Raw genomic sequence first — 14,214 nt, forward strand, 5'->3', positions numbered from 1 at the left:
TGGTTAGTCTTTCCCAAAACACAAAAAAACAGCACGCTTAGTTTTGCGTGCTGCTTTTCTTTTCTCCCACGGGTTGATCTGTTGCTTCGGTAGGAGGTGCAATTTTTTCTTGGACAAACGACTGAACCTGATCGACATCCGGAACCAGAACAGAACCTGCGCGGTGCGATTCGCGGAACATCCCCATTGGCGGCAATTGATAGTTACCTGGCTCTAGCGTGTTCAATTTTAATCCGAGTGAAGACAGCTTTAGCATGTCCACCGAGCTAATATTGGTTTGAACATACGGTGTTACTTCCTTCAATATGGTAGGAAGCTGCATCAGTGTCGTACCATTTTTCATCTGATCCACGACTGCCGTCATTAATTTCCGCTGACGCTCCGTCCGTGTATAATCGGAGGTCGCATCATGGCGGAAACGAACATATTGCAAGGCTTTGTCTCCATTCAGCTTTTGCAGACCTTTTTTCAGATTAATATCGTAAGCGCCTTTGTCAGTTGGGTCATGATAATACATGTTTTTTTCGACATCAATCTCGACTCCGCCCACTGCATCAATCAGAGCCTTGAAGCCTTCAAAGTCAGTAATCACATAACGATCTACCGGAAGTCCAGTGAACTGACTAACCGTTTCCATTGCCAGTTCAGGTCCACCCTCTACAATCGCAGAATTGATCCGGGAGCTACCTCTACCGGGAATATCTACATACGTATCACGCAGGATTGAAAACATGTCATAACGTTTCCCCGTAGGATCGATGCTGACCAGCATCATGGAGTCAGAACGAGGAAGCCCGTTATTTTTCATTCCTCTACGGTCTACTCCCATCAGCAGGATATTGACCCGTTCCTTGCCATCCCACTCTGGTATTTCTGCTGCTTTGGTGGAATTCCCACCACTAGGCGGTGCGATATTGGGCTCTTGAATATTTTGAGCAAATTGATAAAAAGAGTATCCGTAATATCCAGCTGTCGTAGCCATCACGACAAGCAAAAGAAGCAACACTCGTTTCCATATTTTCATAAAGTCCACCTTTATTCTCTCTATCCTCAGTTGATGTCATCTCTCCACTTTGTTTAGTATACTCGAATTTGCGGAAAGTGGAGCAGCCTTTATTTGGGTACCTGTGACATTGTAAACATTTTAATTTACAAAGTTTAGAATATTCGTTATACTAATTTTATCCTTAATAATAAGGGGTGCATTCGCGTGATATCACCTTCAGCTTTCCTCAATCGCTATCCACGTGAGGCCATTTTCTTCCTCATCGCTAGCTTTATTAACTCCTCCGGGAGCGCTTTTATGTGGCCACTTACTACCTTGTACGTACATACCATTTTGCAACGCTCGATGACAGAAGCCGGATTCGTCCTGATGATCCAATCTCTGGCCGGAATCTTTGGCCAATTCATCGGCGGTTCGTTGTTTCATCGACTAGGTGCCAAGCGTCTCATTGTCGGTGCATTGATTTTTCAAGGACTTATTCAATTTTCCATTCCTTTCGTTCAGAGCTGGCCTGTCTACCTGATTCTCATGATGGGGCTTGGCTTTACGTTCAACCTGTCATTCCCGGCAATTCAGGCATTTATCGGTTTTCGCTGGAAAGAACAGCGCCGAGAATTGTTTAACATCGTCTACGTCGGTAATAATTTGGGGATGGCAATCGGAACTGCATTGGCCGGCATCATTGCCACTTTATCCTTCCAGCTTACATTTTGGTTCAACAGCACGAGCACCTTATTGTTTGCCTTGTTCTTCTTCCTTTTTATGAAGAACATATCTCATCAGGATCTGGTCGGAGAGCAACAGGAGGAACAGCAAAATCACCGCGAGAAAAACAGCTTTACCCTGCTATTGCGTTACCAATTATACTTGTTTATGGCATTAGGCGCAGCATTCATTTTCTTTTCCAACACGGTTTGGAACACAGGTGTAGCTCCTTACATTACAGAGCAGGGTATGCCACTGTCATCGTATAGCTGGCTGTGGACGGTTAACGGTATTATCATTTTTGCTTGGCCAGCCCATCACATCCTGGATCAAGCGGCTGTTGAATCAGAGCTTGTCTGCCCAACTCGTCGTCAGTGCCATCGCGTATGCTGTCGGTTTTGGGTGTATGCTTGTCTATCACGGTAGTTATTACGCATTTGTTGTCGGAATGGTTATCACTACATTTGGTGAAATGCTCATTTCGCCGACTATTCCTACTTTTATATCGGAAAAAACCGGAGAGAATGCACCATTTTATTTAGGGGTCGTAGGGGCGATTACAACGGGTGGAAGGCTGCTGGGGCCGCTGGCTATGGGGTTCATGTATGACCATGGTGGCATTCATCCAACTTTGTTCTTGGCAACGCTTGTCTCTGCGGGTTCGGTCCTGCTCTGTCTGTTACACGCTTATTTTCATCGGGAAAATCGAGCAGAGGTTGCTAAATACTGATTTCAATTGCAAAAAAGCCGCCTGATCCTTTTACAGAATCGAGCGGCTTGTTCATTACACTACTTCTTTTCTCCCTTGATTGGCACTTCCCAATCGACTTTGTTCTCTTTTATTACATGATCGAGGACAACTGATATTTCCTTTACATCTTTTTTCTCAAAGAGCACATCGAGCTTCCCTTCGAGTTTTATCGTACCATTTTGGTTTTCTTTTTTGTTAACCCTTAACCATACTAGTGTGGCATCATTCCCGTTTTCGTCCTTCACCGTCCATCGCTCTGGAAGTCCCACAATATCTTTGGCCAGAATGGCTTCCAATGGAATATTGAATGAGGTACCCTCCTCATCATCTTCCATTTTGATCGATTGAAACGTGATTTGGTTCCCAGCTACATTCACTTTTTTCGGATTTTTCTCCAGTTCAGCAAGAGATAGCTTGGTTTGAGAAGAGACTTTCTCTACTGTATAGACAGCATCGAGCTTCATTGTCAAGTTTTTTGCAGGGTCTAGTGGCATGTACGTATGGACAAAACTCGTACTTGGCTGCCACTTCTCTGTGAAGTTAACCGAAGCGCCATGGCTCATGCCTAAGATACTGAGATTGTGATCCCTTTCATCGGGTTCAATCATATCATCCCATTTGCCCACTACAGTACCCTTTTCATCGACAAGCTCGTAACGAAAACCCTCCACTACTTTCTCATTCGGGTTGCTGTTTGAGAACTCTAGCTGCGTAGCAGTGGGAGTAAAGCGCGCTTCTTTTAGCTCTACTGTTGCCCCTGTTGGAGTTTCTAACTCCTTGTTCAACGCTACTGTTTTCATGGCTGCTTTTGCTGGTCTCATATCAATCGGGATATCGAAATTCCACGTGCCTTTCGTATCTGTCAGGCGCTTCACACGCATTTCCAAAATCAATTCGTCCGGCATTGGATTCGCTTCATCAAAGAATCCGCTCAGTTGTCCTCCGTAGGCGAAGTTTTCACCGTTCGGCACCGGTGGCCAAGGGAGCGTTTCCCTCTGATTATCATCTAATCGCATGATCACCTTGCCATTTTTATCTTTAAGTCGAACTTCCCTGAAATCTTTTACATTGTCGCTTGATATGATTGTGAACTGATCCTTCCAGAACGACTGAATCTTTTTGCCGGACGAGTCCGTCACTGAGCCAAGAACCATAATACGCAACGGATCGGCTACAACCGCACTGATTGCCATGGTTAGTCCTTGGTCTGTCACCTTCATGTCGAGCGGCTGTACAAAGCCGTATTCTGCTGCTTTCTTCACGCCGATGTCCGTCTGCTTTTTATCAAACAGGTTGACTACTTGTTTCGCATTGTAAGGTCCTTTTGTTACTGTTACCTCACTCGGATTGATCGACGCATAGATTCCATTCATATAATTCGCAAATGTAGGAGAAACTGCTGTTCCAAATGTAACAACCATAGCCAATCCCGCAACTGCAATCGTTGTTTTCTTCACAATATCCACACTCCGTTTTTTCCAATTCATTTGAACTTGTTGTTTTTGTATTGGTTTGAGTTTGAGTACGTTCATCGGGTAAGCGGGGAGCTTGTCCATGACATTTTGAATGGTTGCTTCCGTCTGCCATACATCTTCGCCTTCATCATCGGATGTATCCAGCTCATCCAAGTATTGCTCAAACTTGTTCTGACACCAGGTGCATGTATCCAGATGCCGTTGTATTTCTTGTTTCACTCGCAAAGGAAGCTTGTCTTCCAAATACGCGTTCAGCATGAATGTATCCAAGCATGTCATAGGTGGAGGTCCCCTCCTTTACCCGAATTCGTTATGGCATTTCTGAGCTTGGCCTTGCCTCTGGAAAGACGTGTTCGCACCGTACTGATGGGAACATCCAGCTCCTCGCTAATTTCTTCATAGCTCAAAAATTGGAGGTAACGCAGTTCCAGGACGACACGGTATTTAGACTCTAGGGTCATCATTCGATTTTGTAAAAAGATCTTCTGCTCTTTCGCAAGGTATTCGAGCTCAGGTGTCTGACTGGTAGCCAGTTCAATCTCTGATTCTGTAACCGTAATCGATCGTTTCCGGTTTCGTAGTTCATCAAAGCAATAATTGGCGGCAATCCTGTAGAGCCAGGCACCGAATTCGTAGCTTTTGCTGTAGTCACCCAAGTGGTAATACACCTTGATAAAGATCTCCTGAGCCATGTCCTGCTCAAGATGCGGTTGTCCGATCATCTTGCGAATGAGCAATCGGACCCTTTTGTTATATTTTTGTATGATCTGAGAATACGCCTCTTTGTTCCCTTGGAGGACCTCCTCAACGATCAGCCTGTCGTCCTGCATCTGTCTTCCTCCCCATATCAAAACCTGTATCGAGGGCTACAGGTCCAAAAAGGTACGCTGCGCAGCTATCACCTTTTTGCTTGTACACCTTAATACGACGGAAAATGGTGGAAAAAGATCGCAACTTTTTTTGAAAAATATGATGTAAGTGAAATAGTCGAACGAAAATGTGGAGGTTTGTATTACCTGAGAGTTATTTGTTGCAGTCGGGTAGCCTAAATAGCAATCGAGAAGAAATCAATGCAGATAGGCATATGCTATCATAGGTATGTCTTACGTAAATATCACAACTGGGAAATGAAGGAGAGAATGAAAGAAAGAGAGGGTAAACATTAGAGATGGAAGCAAATGATCATGTAACGCCAAATCCACATTGGAAAAAGAACATTATTCTCTTTCTAAGCAGTCAGGCGATTTCACTTTTTGGATCATCTTTAGTTCAATATGCGATGATGTGGTATATAACGCTGAATACACAATCCGGTATCATGATGACGTTATACATCATTTGCGGTTTCGTCCCTACTTTTCTTTTATCCCCCGTTGCGGGTGTCTGGGCTGACCGCTACAATCGCAAACTGTTGATCATTTATGCAGATGCAATGATTGCCTTTGCAACACTTATCCTCGCAGTCGTCTTTTTAATGGGATACAATGCAACCTGGCTGCTCTTTCTCATGGCTGCTATTCGTGCAGTCGGAGCCGGTATTCAAACCCCTGCTGTCGGAGCTATTTTGCCGCAAATCGTACCAAGTGACCAACTAACGAGAATGAATGGCATAAACGGAAGCTTGCAGGCTGTTATTATGTTCGTATCCCCGATAGTGAGTGCTGCATTACTCACATTATCTACCATTGAAATGATTTTCTTTATCGATGTCATTACCGCCATGCTTGCCATCGGTACGTTGCTCGTTTTCCTCAAGATTCCTTTACACGAGAAGGCTTCCGAAATACAAAAAACGAGCTACTTCAGCGATTTTAAAGAAGGATTACTCTACATTAAAAACAATGATTTTCTGAAGAAATTCTTTCTATTCTTTGCCTTCTTCTTTATTCTGATGGCACCAGCCGCATTTTTGACCCCACTGCAAGTTACACGGAGCTATGGCGACGAGGTTTGGCGGTTAACGGCAATTGAAATTGCTTTTTCAGTCGGAATGATGGCCGGCGGCGGAATTATTGCTTCCTGGGGAGGCTTTACAAACAGAGTGCACACCATGACATTCGCGAGCTTTATCATGGGCGCATGCACAATAGCCCTTGGTATCATTCCGAACTTTTGGATTTATCTAGTCTTCATGGCGCTATTTGGCGTAGCTATGCCCATTTTCAATACCCCGACAATGGTCTTGGTTCAGGAGAAAGTGGATGAGAACTATTTGGGAAGAATTTTCGGTGTGTTCGGCATGATTTCCACTTCGATGATGCCTATAGGTATGCTTATTTTTGGACCAATCGCAGATGTTGTTAAAATTGAGTGGCTACTGATCGCAACGGGGCTATTCATTTTAATACTGGCTATGTTGTTAAGGAAAAACAAAGTTTTAATACAGGCTGGAAACCCTACATTGAAAGAGTCTCCATGAATAAAGTCTCCCATCCACGGGAGATTTTTTCATACCAAAAAAGCTGCCGAGGGGTTCGCGGCAGCGTGGTAAATCCATGATAAAGATGTTCAGTTGTTTCTCACTGGTGGGCAGGTAAGCGACTTTCCGTTGTCTTGCGGACCAAATCCCATGATGTACGGTACCGCTACACGGCTCCACTCTACCGGATTCGGTGCCGTGTCCACCTCTTCTGGCGAGCATGAATGGAGCATGGAAGTATCGATACTCCCTCCTGGATCAAGCGCCACTGCTGCCATTCCCTCAGGCAATTCGGCTGCCAATGATTGCGTCAATCCTTCTATGGCGAACTTCGATGCGCAGTACGGGGATAAAAACGCTTCCCCGTGTCTTCCCCAATACGAACTGATATTTACGACGACTCCGCCATTTGCGCGCTGAACCATAAACGGTAAAAAGGCGCGAATTACATAGAAAACACCATTCACATTGATGTCCATCACTCTCGAAAAATCGCTTGCCGCAAGCCCAATGACTGGACTGTTCCGATTTATAATGGAGGCATTGTTAATCAACAAGTCAGGAATGCCCACCTCGGCTTTTACTTCCTCTGCCCACAGTTCCACCTGCTCCATTACCGATACGTCCACAACAGAAAAATGATGCTGCTCTCCGAATTGCTGACGCAGTCCTTGCACCTCTTTTTCCGAACGACCGCAGCCTGCAACCGTCCAGCCTGCTTCGTGAAAACGCTCGACCATCGCCCTACCCAAACCACGTGTCACACCTGTAATCACTACCAGCTTGTTCACACACTCTCCCCCTCCATTATTATACTTATTAAACATTTTAGTATAATAAAAGAAGGGAATCAATCCCAATAACTTTGAGTTTGGGCTGTAGTGGTGGGGAAGAAACAGGAGAAAACGCTCAGATTCTAGGTCCACCCACTGGGGGATTGACTGCCCGACTCCATGCAAAAAGCGAAACCTCGTCCAAAGTGGTCCTTTCAGGATGTGTTTCAGAGGTGGACGCTTAAGGGCGTGTTTCGCTTTTTGCATTCCGTCTCGGTCGGTGTCCCTAAGATCTTCGCTGTTTTCTCCTGTTTCCTCTACGAGCTTTCCTTGTTGATCGGTTTTTAAATACCTTAAAAGAATGTAAAGATGCCATCAGTAACGACAGAGAAGAATATTTCCAGGCGTAGCGACTTGTGGAGTCCTACCGAGCGGAGAAGGGATTCGCGGGCAAAAGAAACGCAACCGTGCCCATACGGCGTAGCGGCTACCACTTTTGCGTTTCCCCGCGAATCCCTTCGGAGCGGACAGTCTTAACCCTCAGATGGACGGAGCCTGGAGCCTAGACTGGAAATATTCTTCTCTTCACTACAGCCCCATTTCAAGTCTGTAAAAAAAGACGCCCGTTACCGGGCGCCTCGTGATGTTTCGTACTTCTTATTTGTAAGTGTCGTAAGCGTTGGTCAACAAGCCAGCGATTGTTGCCAGTTCGTTGTTCTCGATTTGATGACGCTCGATCATTGTCATGATTTTGCCGTCTTTCATGATCGCGAAGGATGGGGAAGACGGTGCATAGCCTTCAAAATACTCACGAGCTTTTGCTGTCGCTTCCTTGTCTTGACCTGCGAATACAGTAAAGATGTTATCTGGCTTTGTAGCGTGATTCAAGGAATGCACAACTGCTGGACGAGCGAGTCCTGCTGCGCAGCCACAAACCGAGTTCACGACAACAAGCGTCAGGCCTTTTGCATTTGGCAGTGCTTGCTCTACTTCTTCAGCAGTGCGAAGCTCTTGAAAACCGTTGCGAGTCAACTCATCGCGCATCGGTTGAATTACTTGGCTCATATATGCTTCATAAGACATCATTGGGCAACCTCTCCTTTGTATCACGTGTTCAACTTACTTATATTATACCCCGACTGCGCCTTTCCGAGAAAGCAAGAGCTACACTTCCATCAAAATGGTAAGAATCATTGGGTTGCGGCCTGTCTTTTCGTAAATGAACGGCTTGATCACTTCATTAATCTGTGACTTCAGCTCAGACCATTCCTTGATTTTCTTATCCAACGCTTCTTGCAGACGCCCACGAACGAGCTGTGTCGCTTCCTGAATCAAGGATTCCGAACCTCGTACGTATACGAAGCCGCGGCTCACGATATCTGGGCCCGTCAAAATTTTGAAGTTTTTCATATCCAGGCTGACAACCACGACCATCAAGCCATCCTCTGCCAAATGCTTGCGATCTCGCAGAACGATATTGCCGACGTCGCCGATACCACTGCCATCAATGAGGACAATCCCTGCTTGTACTTTGCTGAGCCACGCTTTTTCGCGGTTGCAGTTCAGCACTTCGCCGTTGTCCATAATAAAGATGTTGCTCTCCTCGATCCCAACCTGTTGGGCCAGCTTGGAGTGAGTCTTGAGCATCCGGTATTCCCCGTGGATCGGGATGAAATATTTCGGACGAATGAAATTGAGCATGAGCTTCAACTCTTCGCTACTGCCATGACCCGATGCGTGAATATCAAATTCATGACTCAATACTACGTTGGCACCTGCACGGTACAGCTTGTCTATCGTGCGGCTTACGTTGATCGTATTTCCTGGAATCGGAGATGCAGAAATGATCACCGTATCTTCCGGATAAATGGAAACAGTGCGATGCGAACCGGATGCAATCCGGGTCAACGCTGCCATCGGCTCACCTTGACTACCTGTGCAAATAATCAGCACTTGGTTGTCTGCGTAGTTGTCGATGTGCTTAATATCAATCAGCATGCCCTCTGGCATCTGGATGTAGCCCAACTCTTGGCCAATCAAGAAAACCTTTTCCATACTGCGGCCAATGACCGCCACTTTGCGATTGCACTGCTCAGCAGCATCTACCACCTGTTGCAAGCGATGTACGTTGGAAGCAAAGGTAGCCAGAATGATGCGTCCACGCGCTTTGCGTACCACATCGAGAATCCCTTCTCCTACCGATCTTTCTGACATCGTAAATCCAGGACGCTCACTGTTCGTACTATCGGACAAAAGCGCCAAAACGTCACCGCTCGCACCAAAGCGTGCAATTTTTCCGTACTCCGTTGTTTGTCCGACTGGTGTCATGTCAAACTTGAAGTCACCCGTGTGAATGACCATTCCCTCTGGTGTATGAAGCACAATTCCCAAAGAATCTGGAATACTGTGGTTCGTCCGGAAAAATGTTGCCTTCAGCTTCGCAAAAGGAATTTCCGTATCTTCCGAAATCGGAATCAGCTTCACTTCGTTCTGCAAACGGTGCTCTTCCAGCTTCGCCTTGACCAAGCCCAGGGTCAGACGACCACCGTAAATCGGCACCTTGATTTGTCGTAAAATATAAGGAATCGCACCAATGTGATCCTCATGTCCGTGCGTTAATAATAGTGCTTTGATTTTGTGTTGGTTGTCCACTAAATAGGAAACATCCGGGATAACCAGATCAATACCGAACATTTCATTCTCGGGGAATTTCACCCCGCAGTCAATGATGATGATTTCGTCCTCATACTCGACGCAGTACATATTTTTTCCGATCTCGCCGAGGCCGCCCATCGCGAAAATCTTAACGTCGCTCAAACTCTTTCCTCCTAACATCGTCGTGCATGATTATGGGAATCCGAACCAAGCATGCCATTCTTATTATATCACAACGTAAGACGTTCGTTTCACCCAGTCTTGTCTATTCCACACATTCATCTTCGGTCAATAATCGAATACTGATACTCCAAATCGGCAACTCGTTCATCGGTAACGATACTGGCTCTCGCCCAGAAGTCGTGCTTTGCATAAGAATCGCCCGTCCATACCTCCGTAATTTCTCCTGAAGAGAGTTTTAGTGGTACGGCTTCGACTTCTTTTAATACGGTGCCGCTTTTGTTTTGTACTCGCAGTTTCAAATCAATCTCCAACGGCTGATCCGATTGATTCCGTACCAGGATCAGACTTGTATACGGATACCCGGCACAATTTTTGGTACAGTCTTGTCTGCTGTATACGAGGGCGAGATCAATAGGCTTCTCGTTATCCAGCTTTGCCTCTTTCCACCGGTCTTTTGCTTTTTGTACGACATTGACGTACTCCGCTTTTTTCAAAAAGGGGCCCATCCCTAAAAAGGCAGCAGCAAAAAAGCTAAACAGACCAAAGGCTGTGCATAAAAAAACGAGGTTCATTTTCCAAAACTGTTTTCTCATCGTGATCAAAAAGACAATATACATAAGGATACAAACAAACACCAACAGGATACAAAAGTATAAAAATAGCTCCAAGTCGGACTCCGTGGGTAACACCGGAATACCATACTTCATTTGCCAATGTACATTCGCGGCGAAGCAGCCTCCGTAAATCAATACGGCAGAAGCAATCGTGAGTCCCCATTTTTTCCAAAAAGGAGGCTTTTGGAAAATGGCGGCAAGAACCCCCACCAAAACAGGAACGCCAAATAAGGGGATGAGCAAGTAATGCATCGAAAACCTCCCGCACTTCATTGTCATTATTTTCTACGAATGATATTCCGAAAAGTCTTCAAAATACATGGAAAACCATTTCAAAAAGGAGAGGGATCAGCAAGTGCAAACCGCTCGTCGCTTATTTCGCCATCGGAACATAATGCCCCTTCTCTCCACCGTACTTTTCCTGCTCCTATTTCAGCCGTTCCCTGCCTATGCCCAGCCTCCCTATGCAAAATGGGGCAGACTCGCGATGCAGGAAACGATGAAGCGATATCCAAACGCTCAAATTGTGGACTACCTGCATGTCGGACGAAAACCAAAAACGCCCACCACGTCGGAAGAGACGTTTAAGCTCTTGCTTCAAGAAGGCAATCGCAGGTGGGCGTTACTCATTCATATTGAATTCGTGAATCAGACAGAAGATGTCGTAAACATCTCCTATGAGGAGACTCACTAGTCAGCGAGCTGTTCCATCTCTTTCATCATGACTTCCATGTCCATGTCAGCTGCCATCCCGTACGCGCGGCGCATGTTTCCCTCTCCATCAACAAGGAACATACGAGCCGTATGAGCATAAGATCCATCTGGCTGCTTCATGACCATCAGACCAAAGTCCTTCGTCACTTTTTCTACAGCCTGAGCGTCCCCGCGCAGGAACTTCCAGCCACTCTGATCTGCCTTGAACTTGGCTGCATACTCCTGCAAGACTTCCGGCGTATCATTATCAGGGTCAAAGGAGATAGAGATAAACTCTACTTTGTCTCCGAACAGTCCCTTTTCCTTCAACTGATCTTGCAGCTTGGCCATGTTGTACGTAGTAGCCGGACAAATATCCGGGCACTTGGTAAACATAAACTCGACCAGCCGTACCTTGCCAGCACTTTGATTAAACGTGTAGGTTGTTCCGTCACTGTTGTCTAAGGTGAAGTCCGCGATGGGCTTCAACACTTCGATCTTCTCTTCTGTCATGTACTTATAACCAAATACTCCGACGATAGCCAAAAGGATAATACCAGCTAACACAGGAAACCAATGTTTTTTTATCGCAGATTCCTGCTGCAATTGTGTTCCTTCACTCACGGGTTGCTTCCTCCCTGCTTGTCCCATGCGAGATGCCTCCTGATTACACTCGGGAGGCATTTCACACTGTTTCTATCTCTTCTTACTGTTCCACTTCACCTGGCCATGCGAGCATGCCGCCAACCATATTCGCCACGTCATATCCTTGTTCACTCAAATACGCTGTAGCATTATGGCTTCTGGCACCACTACGGCAAACCATCACAATCGGAGTGTTCTTATCCAGCTCATCGATACGGTGCGGCAAAAAGCCGAGTGGGATCAGCTTTGCCTCTTTAATGTGACCTGCATTCCACTCATCGACTTCACGTACATCAATGACTTGCAGTTCCTCTTTGGCTTCCAGCTTTTCCAACAGCTCTTGTGGTGTAATTTCCTTTACTCCATGGCTCATCGCTATTTATCCTCCTATATGTACGATCAGATCAGTTGTAACCACCTCCATGATATCACACGCTTTTTTACTTTTCTAACGCGAAGAGCACTTGGCTTCACTATCCATCCATGCTCCCTATTTTCTACCATTATCTCCTATTTCACTGCGGCAGTAGCCACACGGGATGTGAACAGCTTGAGGCAAAAGCGTTACAAATTAATGGCATGAGTGAACACCTTTCATCCCTATATACACAAAAACCTCCCTGATAACTTACGATTATGCGTTGACATCAAGGTTTTATTTTCATACAATTACGACAACAACTTTTTCTCATCAAGAGCGGTGGAGGGACAGGCCCTACGAAACCCGGCAACCAGCAGACTAGCTGCATGGTGCTAATTCCTGCAGAATCCAGTGATTCTGAGAGATGAACACAAGCCCGTGCATGATCGGAGCCTTCTTCTTCTCAGGAGAATGCTCCGTTTTTTTATTAGCCGATTTCCCATAGTAAAAGGAGAGATGGACATGTCCGATCAACAACAATGGAAGCCAGAAACACTTGCGGTCCACGGTGGGCAGGAGGTTGACCCTGTAACAGGCTCACGTGCTGTTCCGATCTATCAGACGACCTCCTATGTTTTCCGCGATACGGAGCATGCAGCCAATCTGTTTGGCCTAAAAGAGTTTGGGAACATCTATACACGTATCATGAATCCGACCCAGGATGTGTTTGAGAAGCGTGTTGCCCTGCTCGAAGGTGGAGTTGGTGCACTCGCGACTGCATCTGGGCAAGCTGCCATTACATTCGCCATCTTAAATATTGCGCATGCAGGAGACGAGATCGTCGCTTCCAGCAGCCTCTACGGCGGTACCTACAATCTGTTCGCCCACACGCTTCCCCGCCTCGGTATCAAGGTTCATTTTGCTGATCAATCCAATCCGGAAAATTTCCGTGCCTATATCAATGAAAAGACAAAAGCTGTGTTTTGCGAAACGATCGGCAATCCGCGCATTGATGTCGCTGATATCGAGGCCATCGCCCATATTGCCCACGAAAATGGTGTTCCTTTGATCGTGGACAATACCTTCGCGACTCCAATTTTATGCCGTCCTTTTGAGCACGGGGCCGATATTGTCGTGCACTCCACTACCAAATTCATCGGCGGACACGGAACAGCAATAGGCGGTATCATCGTAGACTCTGGAAAATTCGACTGGAACAACGGAAAATTCCCAGGTCTGACTACACCAGACCCAAGCTACCATGGTGTTGTCTATACAGAGGCAGTCGGTCCACTCGCCTATATTATCAAGGCACGCGTCCAGCTCCAGCGCGATATTGGAGCGGCTGTCGCCCCAATCAATTCCTTCTTGTTCCTGCAAGGATTAGAAACCCTGCATCTGCGCATCGAGCGGCATAGCCAGAACGCCTTGGCAGTAGCCCAATTCCTCGCCAATCACTCTGCCGTGGAGTGGGTGAGTTATCCGGGGCTGGAGTCTGACTCCCAGCATGAATTGGCACAAAAGTATTTACCAAAAGGTGCTGGTGCGATCCTGACCTTTGGAATTCGCGGTGGCGTTGAGGCAGGAAAAACATTGATCGAATCAGTGAAGCTGTTCTCCCATCTCGCAAATGTCGGGGACTCCAAGTCACTCATCATTCATCCAGCCAGCACAACACATCAGCAGATGACAGAAGAAGAGCAGGTAGCAGCCGGAGTGACCCCGGGACTTATTCGCCTCTCAGTCGGCACAGAATCGATCGACGATATCCTCTCTGATCTGGAGCAAGCACTACAGCGTGCGTTTCAATTATCTACGGTAGGTTAACCATACTTTTTGAAGAAAGAAGAATCATGATCTCTTTGGATAGAGATTTGTGATTCTTCTTTTCCTTTTCTACTTCCATTCGAAAAATGTTGAATTTCACATTCGTT

The 14,214-nt window shown here is 46.2% G+C and carries 14 protein-coding genes and 1 riboswitch; of the genes, 5 read left to right on the forward strand and 9 right to left on the reverse strand.

The features are described 5' to 3' along the window. Window positions 1–37: 37 nt before the first annotated feature. A complete protein-coding gene (locus ASG16_RS02400) occupies window positions 38–1,024 on the reverse strand; it encodes an LCP family protein (RefSeq protein WP_056488755.1) in 987 nt (328 codons plus the stop codon). Window positions 1,025–1,210: 186 nt separating this feature from the next. Here ASG16_RS02400 and ASG16_RS02405 point away from each other — a divergent pair, with 186 nt between their 5' ends. Both ASG16_RS02405 and ASG16_RS31145 read left to right on the forward strand, forming a co-directional pair. Next, window positions 1,211–2,137, forward strand: a complete 927-nt coding sequence (locus tag ASG16_RS02405) for an MFS transporter (protein ID WP_241970673.1) — start codon at window positions 1,211–1,213, stop codon at window positions 2,135–2,137. Beyond that, window positions 2,118–2,441, forward strand: a complete 324-nt coding sequence (locus ASG16_RS31145) for an MFS transporter (RefSeq protein ID WP_241970674.1) — start codon at window positions 2,118–2,120, stop codon at window positions 2,439–2,441. Before ASG16_RS02405 ends, ASG16_RS31145 begins: the two co-directional genes overlap by 20 nt. Window positions 2,442–2,500: 59 nt before the next feature. Here the strand turns inward: ASG16_RS31145 and ASG16_RS02410 are convergent, their stop codons facing one another. Next, on the reverse strand, window positions 2,501–4,216 hold the full coding sequence (locus ASG16_RS02410; RefSeq protein ID WP_056488754.1) for a DUF4179 domain-containing protein: 1,716 nt from the start codon (window positions 4,214–4,216) through the stop codon (window positions 2,501–2,503). Then, complete coding sequence (locus ASG16_RS02415; RefSeq protein WP_056488753.1) at window positions 4,213–4,767, reverse strand: RNA polymerase sigma factor; 555 nt, start codon at window positions 4,765–4,767, stop codon at window positions 4,213–4,215. Before ASG16_RS02415 ends, ASG16_RS02410 begins: the two co-directional genes overlap by 4 nt. 338 nt (window positions 4,768–5,105) lie before the next feature. Between ASG16_RS02415 and ASG16_RS02420 the strand changes: the two genes are divergently transcribed. Beyond that, window positions 5,106–6,356 carry an MFS transporter gene (locus tag ASG16_RS02420; RefSeq protein WP_056488752.1) on the forward strand — a complete coding sequence of 417 codons (1,251 nt, stop codon included), beginning with the start codon at window positions 5,106–5,108 and terminating at the stop codon, window positions 6,354–6,356. An 89-nt stretch (window positions 6,357–6,445) separates the two neighbouring features. Here ASG16_RS02420 and ASG16_RS02425 read toward each other — a convergent pair whose 3' ends face one another. The 4 genes from ASG16_RS02425 to ASG16_RS02445 all read right to left on the reverse strand — a co-directional run bounded on the left by ASG16_RS02425 (window position 6,446) and on the right by ASG16_RS02445 (window position 10,833). Then, on the reverse strand, window positions 6,446–7,183 hold the full coding sequence (locus tag ASG16_RS02425) for an SDR family oxidoreductase (protein ID WP_198674181.1): 738 nt from the start codon (window positions 7,181–7,183) through the stop codon (window positions 6,446–6,448). Window positions 7,184–7,786: 603 nt separating this feature from the next. Next, window positions 7,787–8,215, reverse strand: a complete 429-nt coding sequence (locus tag ASG16_RS02435) for a BrxA/BrxB family bacilliredoxin (protein ID WP_012684201.1) — start codon at window positions 8,213–8,215, stop codon at window positions 7,787–7,789. A gap of 78 nt (window positions 8,216–8,293) precedes the next feature. Next, window positions 8,294–9,964 carry a ribonuclease J1 gene (gene rnjA, locus ASG16_RS02440; protein WP_048036184.1) on the reverse strand — a complete coding sequence of 557 codons (1,671 nt, stop codon included), beginning with the start codon at window positions 9,962–9,964 and terminating at the stop codon, window positions 8,294–8,296. Between the two features lie 98 nt (window positions 9,965–10,062). Then, a complete protein-coding gene (locus ASG16_RS02445) occupies window positions 10,063–10,833 on the reverse strand; it encodes a hypothetical protein (RefSeq protein WP_056488748.1) in 771 nt (256 codons plus the stop codon). 103 nt (window positions 10,834–10,936) lie between these two features. Here ASG16_RS02445 and ASG16_RS02450 point away from each other — a divergent pair, with 103 nt between their 5' ends. Next, window positions 10,937–11,275, forward strand: a complete 339-nt coding sequence (locus ASG16_RS02450; RefSeq protein ID WP_056488747.1) for a YqzG/YhdC family protein — start codon at window positions 10,937–10,939, stop codon at window positions 11,273–11,275. Here the strand turns inward: ASG16_RS02450 and ASG16_RS02455 are convergent. Beyond that, window positions 11,272–11,898, reverse strand: a complete 627-nt coding sequence (locus tag ASG16_RS02455; protein ID WP_241970675.1) for an SCO family protein — start codon at window positions 11,896–11,898, stop codon at window positions 11,272–11,274. The genes ASG16_RS02450 and ASG16_RS02455 overlap by 4 nt on opposite strands. Before the next feature lie 82 nt (window positions 11,899–11,980). Further along, the gene (locus ASG16_RS02460; protein WP_056488745.1) at window positions 11,981–12,292 is read right to left on the reverse strand and encodes a rhodanese-like domain-containing protein; all 312 of its coding nucleotides are present in this window, start codon (window positions 12,290–12,292) and stop codon (window positions 11,981–11,983) included. 312 nt (window positions 12,293–12,604) lie between these two features. Further along, a riboswitch (SAM riboswitch) is annotated at window positions 12,605–12,711 on the forward strand. 91 nt (window positions 12,712–12,802) lie between these two features. Between ASG16_RS02460 and ASG16_RS02465 the strand changes: the two genes are divergently transcribed. Further along, entirely contained in the window at window positions 12,803–14,107 is a 1,305-nt protein-coding gene (locus ASG16_RS02465) for a homocysteine synthase (protein ID WP_056488744.1), read from the forward strand. The last annotated feature ends 107 nt before the right edge of the window (window positions 14,108–14,214 follow it).

The organism is Brevibacillus sp. Leaf182 (assembly GCF_001423865.2).
Classification (GTDB): domain Bacteria; phylum Bacillota; class Bacilli; order Brevibacillales; family Brevibacillaceae; genus Brevibacillus; species Brevibacillus brevis_C.